The sequence below is a fragment of the Stenotrophomonas sp. 2619 genome, assembly GCF_040548725.1.
GTDB lineage: Bacteria > Pseudomonadota > Gammaproteobacteria > Xanthomonadales > Xanthomonadaceae > Stenotrophomonas > Stenotrophomonas maltophilia_AP.
Map to the genome: position 1 here is coordinate 160,768 of NZ_JBEPSF010000008.1, position 12,119 is coordinate 172,886.

Annotated in this window: 8 protein-coding genes and 1 tRNA gene; 3 read left to right on the forward strand and 6 right to left on the reverse strand. The window is 68.3% G+C overall.

From position 1 onward, the window contains the following. Nucleotides 1–40 precede the first annotated feature (40 nt). Genes ABIA71_RS10200 through ABIA71_RS10210 form a run of 3 tightly spaced genes read right to left on the reverse strand, consistent with a single transcriptional unit; the run spans nucleotide 41 to nucleotide 6,053 of the window. On the reverse strand, nucleotides 41–3,919 hold the full coding sequence (locus ABIA71_RS10200) for a YhdP family protein (RefSeq protein ID WP_354285099.1): 3,879 nt from the start codon (nucleotides 3,917–3,919) through the stop codon (nucleotides 41–43). Between the two features lie 45 nt (nucleotides 3,920–3,964). Beyond that, entirely contained in the window at nucleotides 3,965–5,452 is a 1,488-nt protein-coding gene (gene rng, locus ABIA71_RS10205; RefSeq protein WP_038687114.1) for a ribonuclease G, read from the reverse strand. After that, nucleotides 5,445–6,053, reverse strand: coding sequence for a Maf-like protein (locus ABIA71_RS10210; protein ID WP_354285100.1), 609 nt, complete (start codon nucleotides 6,051–6,053; stop codon nucleotides 5,445–5,447). Before ABIA71_RS10210 ends, rng begins: the two co-directional genes overlap by 8 nt. A 131-nt stretch (nucleotides 6,054–6,184) precedes the next feature. Here ABIA71_RS10210 and ABIA71_RS10215 point away from each other — a divergent pair, with 131 nt between their 5' ends. The 3 genes from ABIA71_RS10215 to ABIA71_RS10225 all read left to right on the forward strand — a co-directional run bounded on the left by ABIA71_RS10215 (nucleotide 6,185) and on the right by ABIA71_RS10225 (nucleotide 10,828). Further along, on the forward strand, nucleotides 6,185–6,919 hold the full coding sequence (locus ABIA71_RS10215; RefSeq protein ID WP_354285101.1) for an SIMPL domain-containing protein: 735 nt from the start codon (nucleotides 6,185–6,187) through the stop codon (nucleotides 6,917–6,919). Between the two features lie 256 nt (nucleotides 6,920–7,175). Next, entirely contained in the window at nucleotides 7,176–7,835 is a 660-nt protein-coding gene (locus ABIA71_RS10220; protein ID WP_354285102.1) for an energy transducer TonB, read from the forward strand. A 194-nt stretch (nucleotides 7,836–8,029) separates the two neighbouring features. Then, nucleotides 8,030–10,828 (forward strand): TonB-dependent receptor, encoded by a 2,799-nt coding sequence (locus ABIA71_RS10225; protein ID WP_354285103.1) that lies wholly within the window; start codon nucleotides 8,030–8,032, stop codon nucleotides 10,826–10,828. A gap of 170 nt (nucleotides 10,829–10,998) precedes the next feature. Here the strand turns inward: ABIA71_RS10225 and ABIA71_RS10230 are convergent. The 3 genes from ABIA71_RS10230 to rsfS form a co-directional block, all read right to left on the reverse strand. Next, a tRNA-Asn gene (locus ABIA71_RS10230) sits at nucleotides 10,999–11,075 on the reverse strand. A 69-nt stretch (nucleotides 11,076–11,144) separates the two neighbouring features. Further along, complete coding sequence (gene rlmH / locus ABIA71_RS10235; RefSeq protein ID WP_038687106.1) at nucleotides 11,145–11,615, reverse strand: 23S rRNA (pseudouridine(1915)-N(3))-methyltransferase RlmH; 471 nt, start codon at nucleotides 11,613–11,615, stop codon at nucleotides 11,145–11,147. Between the two features lie 84 nt (nucleotides 11,616–11,699). Beyond that, the gene (rsfS, locus tag ABIA71_RS10240; RefSeq protein ID WP_051598970.1) at nucleotides 11,700–12,104 is read right to left on the reverse strand and encodes a ribosome silencing factor; all 405 of its coding nucleotides are present in this window, start codon (nucleotides 12,102–12,104) and stop codon (nucleotides 11,700–11,702) included. Nucleotides 12,105–12,119: the final 15 nt, after the last annotated feature.

A 12,119-nucleotide genomic window follows, 5' to 3' on the forward strand; every position in this document is an offset into this window, starting at 1 on the left:
GGGCGCGGGCCGCTATCGCAACCCGGGCGCGGGAAAGGGGTCAGCGTACCGGGGGCGGCAACGCAACGGGAGCCGCACGTGGCGGCGGGGCATCGTCACGGTCGATCACCTCGACCTTGGGTTCGGCCCAGGGGCCGGTCACCCGGTAGGTCTTGGCCCCGATCGCCCCCAGCGGCTTGCCCAGCACCGCGTTGGCGGCGGCGCCCACGGCGGCGCCCACCGGGCCGCCGGCCACCGCGCCGACCACGGTGAGCAGGTTGCCGGCACGGGGGTTGACGTCGATGGTCTGGTCGAACTGCTGGCGGCGCAGGTCGGTCTGGCCGCGGATGCTGATGTTGGCCGCCGGGCCTTCGATCAGCACCTTGTCGGTGGTGGCCATGCCGTTGGCGAACGCCAGCGCGCCCTCGACCTGGTTGAAGGCAAAGCCCTTGGAGAAGAAGTCGCGGAAATCGAACATCAACCGGCGCGGCAGCTGGGTCACGCTAAGCAGGCCCAGCACACGCCCGGCACCGGGTTCCAGCTCGAGCAACTGGCCGTTGCGCGCATGCACCTGCAGCTGCCCCTGCAGCGCGCCCAGCTGGAAGTCCGACGGACCGCCCTGCCAGCCGGCGTCGAGGCTGAGCTGGCCCTGGCCACCGCGCAGCTGGCCGCCGTAGTCGAGGTTCTGCATCAGGCCGCCCAGGTCCTCGCTTTTCACGTCCACCGAAACCTGGGTGCGCGCAGCGGCACCCATGCCCAGCCAGCGGCCCTGGATGTCGATGGCCTGCTTGGGCGCGCGGAACTGCAGCTGGTCCACGCTCAGGCCATTGCCGAACGGACGCGTGCGCAGCACCGCCTGGCCCAGCTTGGCCTTGCCGAACTGCAGGTCTTCGATGTCCAGCGCCAGCGGCGGAATCTTCGCCGGGTTGGTGTCGTTGGCGCTGGCCTGGACCCGGGCCGGCAGGGTGGCATCGGGCGGCAGCAGGATCGGCGCGCCATCGGAGGGCACCTTGGCCGGCGTCGGCAGCGATTGCCAGTGCACGCGGCTGAGCTTGCCGACGATGGTGCCGCCCTCGGCGTTGGGCACGCTCAGGGTGCCTGCCAGCGAGGGGCCGTCCAGGCGCACCTCCACCGTGGACGGGGTGGGCCGCAGCTGCAGGCGGGTCTGCGCGAACACGCCACCGGCCAGCAGCAGCTGCCCGACCTGTACATCCACCTGGCGCAACGGCATGGCGTCCTTGCCGTCGTCGCCATCGGGCGTGCGTGCCAGGCCGATCCATTCCAGAGCATCCAGCGAACCGCTGCGGCCATTGACCGCCAGCCCACTGGCCGGCGGGTCGCGGTCGACCCGGTCGCTGCCCAGCGTCACCTGCACGCCGGTCTGGTTGTTATGGGTGCGCGCGGCCAGGGCCAGGCGCTGGCCGAACGCCACGTCCACGCGCCCGCTGCCCATCGGCAGCTGGGCGTTGACCGTGGTCGCCAACGGCACGCCCGGGTCCTTGTCCAGCGGCGCTGGCAGGTCCAGGCGGGTGCCGACCAGGTCCGAGCGCAGGGTCAGCAGGGTCGGCGGTTCGGTCTTCGCCCCGGCCGCGACCTTGGGCAGGGTCACCCCGATCGTCCAGCGCGAGTTGCCGGCGATGTAGGGCTTGAGCCAGTTCAACTCGGGCGCGCGATCCAGCAAGGTGCCGGCATCCAGTGACGCAGTGAGTTCGGATTCAAAGGCCTGCTGCGGGTCGCGTACGAAGCCCCCGGCGCGCAGGCTGAGCAGCCCGTCCTGGCCGAGGTGGCGCACGTTGAGCCCTTCGGCACCGAAGCCGTCGCGGCTGTAGCGGGCCTGGCCGCGCATGGCGTCGAAGGCCAGCGCGAAGCGTTTTTCGGTCAGGGCCACGCCCTGCAGATCGACCGTGCCCAGCATGTGGCCCGGGCCCTGGTCGGGATGCAGCGGCTGCAGCAGGTCATAGCTGACCTTGGCCGGGCCCTTGGCGGTGAGATTGTCCAGGGTCTCGGCATAGGTGAGGTGCAGCGGGCTCTGCTTGAGCATCGCCAGCAGCGCACCGGTCTCGGTCTGGGTGGTGGCCTTTACGTACAGCGGGGTTTCGCCGAAATCGACAATGCCGGCATCGAAGTGGTTGACCGCCACGCCGGCCAGGTCGCCGCCGCCGTGCAGTTCGAACCCGGGCCCGATGAAGGCGATATCGGCATCCACCTTGCCCATGGCCGGCCAGTCGTGCTGGAAGCGGATGGTGCCGTTGCTGATATGCCCGGTGGCCTCGAAGCGGCCGTTGTTGCGGTCGAACGGCCAGTCGTCGAGGTCGCCGCTGACCAGGCCCACGCCGTTGCGGACCTGCCCGGCCACCAGCGCGGCATCCAGCCAGTCGGTGGCCCCCTTGCTCATCTTGGAGTGGATCCAGAAGCGCTTGGCCACGGTCATCGGCACGTCGTCGATGCGCGCGGCCAGCTGCAGCCACGGCCGGGTGCCGTCGCCCTGGAACCAGACACTGCCACGCACGTCGGCGGCGTAGTCGGTGCCCTGCACGCGCAGTGCCGGGGTGCCGAAGCGCCAGCCGCCGGCTTCGTCACGCCAGCCGACCAGCTGCCCGGCCAGGCGCACGTCGTGGCGCTGGCCGAAGCCGCTGGGCCAGTCGAAGTGCATCACCCGGTTCGGCTGCAGGTCCAGCTGGAAACCGTCGGCGTCGGCGCTGAAGCGCCCGCCCACGCCACTCAGCCCGGGCGCGTGCCCGGACGGTGCGAAACCAACGTCGGCCAGTTCGCCCTGGATCGACACCGGGCCGCCGCGTTCGGCGGCGATCCGCACCTGGGTCATGCGCGCATGCGGCGCGGCGTGCTGCAGCCACTCGCGCAGACCCGGTTCGATGCGGTCGCTGAGCGCCAGCCCGCGCAGCAGCGCGGTGGCATCGATGTTGTCGCCGGCCAGGGCCATGTGCTGGCCCCCGGCCAGCAGCACCCCGTCCAGGCGCTGCACCGCGTTGCTGCCGGCCAGGCCGATGCGCAGCCGCGGCGCGTCGGCGCGCCAGCCGCCGGTCACCCAGCGCCAGCGCGCGCGCAGCTCCAGGGTGTCCAGTTGCAGCTGCGGGCGCTTGCCATCGGCCAGCGGGGCACCGCGCAGCAACAGGCCCTGCAGGTTGGCATCGGCGGTGACCATCACCGGGCGGTGGTCGCGCAGGTCCACCCAGGCATTGAGCTCCCCGGTGCCCTGCTGCAGCGACACCCCGGCGAACTGCAGCAGGTGCGACCAGGCACGGAAATCGGCCGGATCGGCCGACAGCCAGGCCTGGCCATCGCCCTTGGTGCGCTCGAAATCCACAACCGCGGTCAGCGGCTGACCGTCCAGGTCGGCCCAGGCACGTGCGCCCACGCGCAACCGCTGGCCGTTCACGCGCAGACGCAGGTCGATGCGGGGCAGCTCGGCCTGCAGGTTCAAGGACGGAGCATCCACCCGCAGGCGGCCACCGATCACCTGCAGTTCGCCCAACCGCCGCAGCGCATCGAGTGGATCGCCACTGCCCGACTGCGGCATCCCGCGCACCGACCAGCGGCCATCGTCGGCCCGCTGCAGCACCAGGGCCAGGCCGCGCAGGCGCAGCTCGGTCAGCGAGTGGCCCGGCAGCAGCCCGGCATACATGGACACCAGCACCTCGGCCTCGCCGATGGCGATGCCCTGCCCTTTGCCGATCCGCAGGCCCTTTAGTTGCAGCAGCGGCCCGCGCCGGGTCCAGGTCGTATCCAGATGCTCGAAGCGCACCGGCTGACCGGCACGCGCGCTCAGCCAGGCCGCCACCTTGTCGGGGTGGCGCTCGGCGAACGGCAACACTTGACTGACGGTGCCCACCAGCACCGCCACGCACACCAGCACGATCGCCAATGCATACACGGCATGGCGGCGAATCCTTCGCAGTCGCAGTCGGAGCGGCGTGCTCATCGCAACGCGAAGGCACCGGCGCGCACGCGCGCCAGTGGGCGGGAATCAGAGCAACACAACATCGAACTGCTCCTGCAGGTACTGCTCGTCGGCCTGGAAGCGGATCGACTTGCCAAGGAATTCCTCCAACTCGGCCACGGCCGTGGATTCCTCATCGGTGATGCGCGCCACCACCTTGGACGAGGCGATCACCAGCAGGCGGGCCGCATCGAACTGGCGCACCGCACGGGTGATTTCGCGGAAGATCTCGTAAGTGACCGTTTCGGCGGTCTTGATCGACCCGCGCCCGCTGCACTCCGGGCACGGCTCGGACAGCTGCCGCTCCAGGCTTTCCACGGTGCGCTTGCGGGTCATTTCGACCAGCCCCAGCGGCGAGAAATCGTAGACGGTGGTCTTGGCATGGTCGCGCGCCAGGGCCTTTTCCAGGGTGCGCAGCACCTGGCGGCGGTGCTCGGCGTCATCCATGTCGATGAAGTCGATGATGATGATGCCGCCCAGGTTGCGCAGCCGCAGCTGGCGGGCCACCGCCTGCGCCGCTTCCAGGTTGGTGCGGAATACCGTCTCTTCCAGGTTGCGCTGGCCCAGGAACGACCCGGTGTTGACGTCGATGGTGGTCATCGCCTCGGTCTGGTCGATCACCAGGTAACCACCGGACTTGAGCGGCACCTGCTTGTCCAGCGCGCGGCCGATCTCGTCCTCGACCCCGAACATGTCGAAGATCGGGCGGTCGCCACTGTACAGCTCGATCTTCTCGGCCAGCACCGGCATGTACTTGGCCACGAACGCCTGCAGCTGGGTGAAGGTCTCCTTGGAGTCCACCTTCACCTTGTCCACGTCCTTGCGGATCAGGTCGCGCACCGAGCGCAGCGGCAGGCTGAGGTCTTCGTAGATCACGCTGAGCGGGGCGGCATCGCGGCCACGCCGCTCGACCACGTTCCAGACCCGCGACAGGTAGGCCACGTCCTCGGCGATGGCTTCGGCCGGCTGGCCTTCGGCGTTGGTGCGCACGATATAGCCGTAGCCGCCGTGCTGGGCCGACAGTTCGGTAACCAGCGACTTCAGGCGCGCGCGCTCGGCCTCGTCCTCGATCCGCGCCGAGACCCCGACCACCTTGGACTGCGGCAGCAGCACCATGTAGCGCGAGGGAATGCTGATCTGGGTGGTGAGGCGTGCGCCCTTCGTGCCGATCGGGTCCTTGACCACCTGCACCACGATGTCCTGGCCGTCGCGCAGCAGCTCCACGATCGGCACCGACGACGGCGGCGGCAACGTGGTGCCCTCGGTATCCGGGCTGGCCACCGGGGCCGGGCGGATCACATCGTTGGCGTGCAGGAACGCGGCGCGCTCCAGGCCCACTTCGACGAAAGCCGCCTGCATGCCCGGCATCACCCGCTGCACCTTGCCCTTGTAGATGTTGCCCACCACCCCGCGGCGCCAGCCACGTTCGATGTGCAGCTCCTGCAGCATGCCGTTCTCGATGACGGCCACGCGGGTTTCGCGCGGGGTGACATTGACCAGGATTTCTTCAGACATGGGCGACACCCTCCGTTGGCGTGGTGAAAGCAGCGGGCGAAACGCCAAACGCCTGCAGCAACTGCTCGGTCTGTTGCAGGGGCAATCCCATCACACCCGAATAGCTTCCCGCCAGATGGCGGATGTAACGTTCGGCGCCGCCCTGGATGGCGTACGCCCCGGCCTTGCCCATCGGCTCGCCGCTGGCCACGTAGGCGGCGATGGCGGCCTGCCCGATCTCGATGAAACTCACCTCCGACACCACCAGCACACTGTCCTGGCGGCCGTGGGCCACCACCGCCACCGCGGTCATCACCTGGTGGGTGCGCCCGGACAGGGCGGCCAGCATGGCGGCAGCGTCCTCGGCATCGACCGGCTTGCCGAACACCCGTCCGTCCAGCACCACTTCGGTGTCCGAGCCGATCACCACCGCGTCGGCATCGGCGGCCACCAGGGCAAGCCCGGCCCGCGCCTTGTCGGCGGCCACGCGCTGCACGTAGCCAAGCGCCGACTCACCGGCGGCACGGACTTCAGGCACCTCAAGGTCCAGCGCACGGAACGGTCGGTCCAGGCGCGTCAACAGTTGGGTACGTCGGGGGGAACGGGAGGCAAGATAAAGCATCTTGGAAGCATAACCTGCGGCCCGTGTGTGAATCGAAAGCAACCGCACCCAATCGCCTCTCAACCCCGGAAAAGCTCACGGAGCGTTCATCGCCCCGACACCAACCTCAACGCCTTCACAAGGAGATGTACATGCGCCGCCCATCCCTGTCCCCGCTGCTGCTCGCCCTGTCCCTTGCCCTGGGAACCTCGATGACCGCCCACGCCCAGACCTCGCCCGCCGTTGCCGTCGCCGCCGACAGCACCCTGCTCAACATCTCGGCCAATGCCGAAGCCAAGCGCGTGCCGGACGTGGCCACGCTGTCGGCCGGTGTGGTCACCCAGGCCGTCGATGGCAACAGCGCGATGCGCCAGAACGCCGAGCAGATGGTCAAGGTGCTGGCCGCGATCAAGGCGGCCGGCATTGCCGAACGTGACGTGCAGACCAGCGGGGTCAACCTCAGCCCGCAGTACCGCTACGTGGAGAACGAGCCGCCGAAGATCACCGGCTACCAGGCCAGCAACACGGTCAGCCTGAAGGTGCGCGACATTGCCAAGCTGGGCAAGGTGCTGGACGCGCTGGCCGCCCAGGGCGCCAACCAGATCAACGGCCCGCAGTTCGAGATCGACCAGCCCGAACCGGTGTATGACGAAGCCCGCCTGGCCGCGCTGAAGAAGGCCCAGGCCCGCGCCGAGACCTACGCCAAGTCGCTGGGCCTGCGCGTGCGCCGCATCGTGAGCATCTCCGAGAACGGCGGCGGCAACTTCCGCCCGGTGATGATGCGCGCGGCCGCCGCGCCGATGGCCGCCGATGTCTCCACCCCGGTCTCGCCCGGCGAGTCGTCGGTGTCGGTGAACCTGGACGTGGTGTTCGACCTGGGCCGTTGACAAAAGCGGACCATGGGGAGAGCGGACCAACGGTCCGCTCCCACATGACATGCGATGACGGCGCCTGCGGGCGCCGTCATGCGTTCCGGGCCCGGTTCCTGAGCGCCAGCCAAACACCGACATGCCCCCTGACTTCCGGGCCGAGTCCCGCTCCGGTATTGCTGTCATTGCGCGGCCCCGCCTTCTGCGTCCTGCAACCCCACCGGCCGCGCCCGCACGTTTGATGTTCCCGCACATCTGGCAAGGAGAGTGGAGCATGGTCCGTACCCAACCCCGCGTAGTGCCGCTGCAGATCGAGGTTTCCCGCGTGCTCGGCTGGAGCACCGCCCTGGCCCTGCACGTGCTGGCGTTGATGCTGTTGCTGATCCCCGCGGCCTACGTGGCCGCGCCCCTGCCACGTGAACGCATGCAGATACGGATGCTGGTGCCGCCCGAGCCCATGCCGCCGGTGCCGGTGCCGACCGAGCCGGACACCCCCAGCCTGGTGCAGCCGCGCACCGTGCCCAAGCCGCAGGTGGCCCCGCTGCCGCCGCCGACCGCCAGCGCCGACGACGCCCTGGCGGTGGCCCCACTGCCGGCCAGCGAACCCCAGGCCCCGGTCCTGGCCCCCAGCGTGCCGGCGCCGGCTGCCGGCGGCGCCGGGGCGCAGCTGCAGTACCGCAGCGCGCCGCCACCGGCCTACCCGATCGCCGCCCTGCGCAACCACGAACAGGGCACGGTGCTGCTGCGGGTGCGGGTGGAGGCCGATGGCCGGGCGTCCAGTGTGGTGATCGAGCGCAGCAGCGGCTCCCGGGCGCTGGACAACGCCGCGCGCCAGCAGGTGCTGCGCCAGTGGCGGTTCGTGCCGGCCATGGTGGACGGCCAGCAGGTGCCGGCCGATGGCCTGGTGCCGGTGAGCTTCAGCCTGCCGGACTGAGGCCGCAGTGACGTAATAGGCGCGGGGGACCGGCCACGGCCTCCCCGCGCCCTTGGTCGCCGACGGACGGCGACCCGAATTAAGCAATTTTTCACGGCTTCGTCACCCTCCGGAAACCTAGATTGTCGCGGTCGTCACTCATTTTCAGTGTCGATCCATCGTCATTGTTGGTTTTCCCAGTCAGGAGAGAAGCTGTGAAACACCCGGTCCAACGGCTCAACAGCAGCCGCAATAGCCTCGCCCAATCCATTTCCACCGTACTCGCCAGCAGCACCCTGTTGCTGGTCGGAGCGCTGGCATCCTCTTCCGCGTTCGCGCAGGAACAGGCCACCAACCTTGACCGGATCACCGTCACCGGGTCCAACATCCCGCGTACGAACACCGAAACCCCCTCGCCGGTCCAGGTGATCACCCGCCAGGAGATCGACCGCACCGGCAAGACCACGGTTGCCGAATACCTGCAGACCCTGACCGCCGACGGCTCCGGCTCGATTCCCAAGACCTTCGGCAACGGCTTCGCCGGTGGCGGCGCGGGCATTTCGCTGCGCGGCCTTGGCGCCGGTTCGACGCTGGTGCTGTTGAACGGCCGCCGCATGGCCACCTATGGCCTGGCCGATGACGGCCAGAAGGTCTTCACCGACCTGAGCACCATTCCGCTGGATGCGGTTGAGCGTATCGACGTCCTCAAGGACGGCGCCTCGGCCATCTATGGGTCGGACGCGATCGCCGGCGTGGTCAACATCATCCTGCGCAGCGACTTCCAGGGCGCCATCCTGCGTGGCTCCTACGGCACCTCCGGCGACGGCGACGGCAATGCCAAGAAGGCCACGCTGACCGCCGGCACCGGCGACCTCAACAGCGATGGCTGGAATGCGTTCTTCAGCCTGGACGTGGGCAAGACCGACGCGATCAAGATCAGCGACCGCAAGAACCGCAAGTGGATCGGCACCGGCGACACCCGCCCGTGGGGCTACGCGGCCACTGACGCCCAGTTCCTCGGCGGCGCCTTCCTCAACGGCGGCACGGGCGGCGGCACGGGCCCGAACGGCTCGGTGTTCGACGCCACCGGCCACCTGGTTGCGCTGCCGGGCTGCGCCGGCCTGACCACCATCCCGGGCCAGACCGACGCCACCGCACAGGCGCAGGGCTGCCTGTGGGATCCGAACCAGCAGTACCGTGACCTGACCCCGGAAGAGAAGTACGTGAACGTGTTCGGCCGCGCCAGCTTCGCCTTCGGCGAAGGCGGCGAGGTGTACACCGAAATCGGCTACTCCAAGAAGGACACCACCTTCACCAACACCCCGTCGGGCGTGTCGGGCGGCTGGGGCTACCCCGGCGGTCCGGTCAACGCCAACAGCGGCGCTGGCGCCACCGTGCTTGGCCCGGGCCACCCGGACCTGCCGCCGGCACTGTCGGCCACCGGTGCCCGCCTGCGCTACTCGGCGTGGGACGTGGGCCCGCGCGTGACCAACAACACCAACGAGTTCAATCGTTTGCTGGTCGGCGTGAAGGGCAACTGGGGCGAGTGGAGCTATGACACCGCCTACCTGCATTCGGGTACCGACCTGACCAACAAGCGCACCGGCTTCCTGCGTTACAGCGCCGTGCGTTGCGCGCTGGGCAATGCAGCCTGCCCGGGTGGCGTGTGGCGTATCGGTGACAATGCCGGCCTGAACTCGCAGGCGCTGTACGACTACATCTCGCCGGACATCAGCGCCCGCGCCAAGTCCAGCCTGGACATGTTCGACTTCACCGTGTCGCGCAGCCTGATGGACCTCAAGGGCGGCCCGCTGGGCCTGGCGCTGGGTACCGAGTGGCGCAAGACCAGCAACAGCCTGACCCCGCAGACCTACACCGACCAGGGTGACATCATCGGCCTGGGTTACTCGGCCTATGACGGCACGCAGAACGTGTACGCCGGCTACGCCGAACTGTCGGCCCCGGTGCTGGAGCAGTTGGAACTGAGCGCCGCGCTGCGTTATGACAAGTACGAAAGCGGTGAAGGCAAGGCCACGCCGAAGCTGGGCGTGAAGTGGAGCCCGGTCGACTGGCTGGCGCTGCGTGCCAGCTATGCCGAAGGCTTCCGCGCCCCGAACCCGGCCGAAAACGGTGACGGTGGCCTGGCCGCCTTCTCCAACGCGGTCGATCCGGTCCGCTGCGGCATCACCGGCGCAACCGCCGACTGCCAGGCCCGCCAGGTGGCGATCATCACCCGTCCGAACCCGAACCTGAAGCCGGAAGAGTCCAAGAGCTACTCGGTCGGCATCGTGATGCAGCCCACCTCGACCACCTCGCTGACGGTGGATGCATGGGAGATCAAGCGCACCAACGAAATCGCCCCGGGCGACACCGACGATGCGATTGCGGCTGGCAACGTGCTGCGTGACAGCAACAACCTCAATGGCGTGCCCAACAGCGGTACGATCCTTGCGGTCAACACCGACTACGTCAACGCCACCTCCTCGCGGGTGCGCGGTATCGACACCGATATCCGCCAGACCTTCGATATCGGCCCGGGCCAGCTGGAGATGGATCTGCAGTGGAGCCATGTGCTCAAGTTCGAGCGCACCAGCGGCACCACCACCGATGACTACGCGGGCACGCACGGCAACTGCGACGTGACCAACTGCATCGGCACGCCGAAGGACCGCATCAACTTCGGCACCACCTGGAAGCAGGGTGTGTGGAGCGTGAGCGGCGTGGCCAACTACATCTCCAAGATGGACAACATCGACAAGCGCGGTGGTTCCTACCAGGCCTTCTATGCCGACGAGACGCCGGTGACGAAGATCTCCTCGTTCACCACCTTCGACCTGTCCGGCCGTTGGAACGTCACCGAAGCCTTCGAGCTGAACGCCTCGGTGCAGAACGTGTTCGACCGCATTGCGCCGCTGGATCCGACCACCTACGGCGCGGTCAACTACAACCCGCTGCACTTCAGCGGTGCGATCGGCCGTTACTTCACCGTGGGGGCCAAGTACACCTTCAACTGATGTAACCGCACGTGCGGAACGAAAAGCCCGGGCATTGCCCGGGCTTTTTTTGTGGCGGCGGCGGAGGTTTCGATCATTGCCGCGCGTTGTGTGGCCAGCCGACCAACGGTCGGCTCTACCCCCGTGCGGGCAAAAAAAAGCCTCGCATCGCTGCGAGGCTTTTCAAAACTTGGCGCCCGAAGTTGGACTCGAACCAACGACCCCCTGATTAACAGTCAAGTGCTCTAACCGGCTGAGCTATTCGGGCGGGGTGCGCATTGTAGCCCGTTTTTCACAGGATGTAACCCGTTTTCGCAGGTTTTCTTCAAGCCCGTTGTCAGGCGCGATGGTACGGGTGGTTGGCCAGCATCGCCGCCGCGCGATACAGCTGTTCGGCCACCACCAGGCGCACCAGCATGTGCGGCAACGTCAACGGACCAATCGACCATTTCTCATCGGCGAGCGCGGACACTTCGGCCGAGTGGCCCTCAGGGCCACCGATCAGGAAGGCCATGTCCCGGCCCTGTCCGCGCCAATGCTCCAGGCGCTGCGCCAGCTGCTCGGAACTGAGCTGGCGACCCGGCACATCTAGCGCCACCACGTAGGCATTCTTCGGCAGCGCGGCAATCACCCGCTTGCCTTCATCGTCGGTGGCCCGGCGCGCGTCGCGGCCCTTGCCGCGCAGGCCCGGCTCGATCTCCACCAGCTCGAAGGGCAACCAGTGCGACAGACGCTTCTGATATTCGGCAAAGCCCTGCGCCACCCAGGCGGGGGCGCGTTCGCCGGTGGCAATCAGCCTGGCTTTCATCTGCAGTCTCCCGGCATCGGCGGCGATGCCGTTGAAATGACAACGGCGCCATCGGCGCCGTCATCGTGTCCGCTACGCAATGCTTCAGCGTGCGCCGTGGCCGTACTCGTCGCCTTCTTCGGCGTCGTCGTCCAGCAGGCTCGGCGGCTGGTCGCCGACCGTCCACAGGCGCTCCAGCGCGTAGAACTCGCGCACGCGCGGCAGCATCACGTGCACCACCACGTCGCCCAGGTCGACCAGGACCCACTCGGCTTCGCGCTCGCCTTCCACGCCCAGCGGCATCACGCCCAGGGCCTTGGCGAACTTGACGACCTCATCGGCGATCGACTTCACGTGGCGGCTGGAGGTGCCCGAGGCGATCACCATGTAATCGGCGACGCTGGACTTGCCGATCACATCGATTTCGACAAGATCCTTGGCCTTCAGTTCTTCGGTGGCCTTGCGCACGCACTCCAGCAGCTGCGCGTTGGAGGGTGCCGGGTTCGGCATCTGGACCTTGATGGT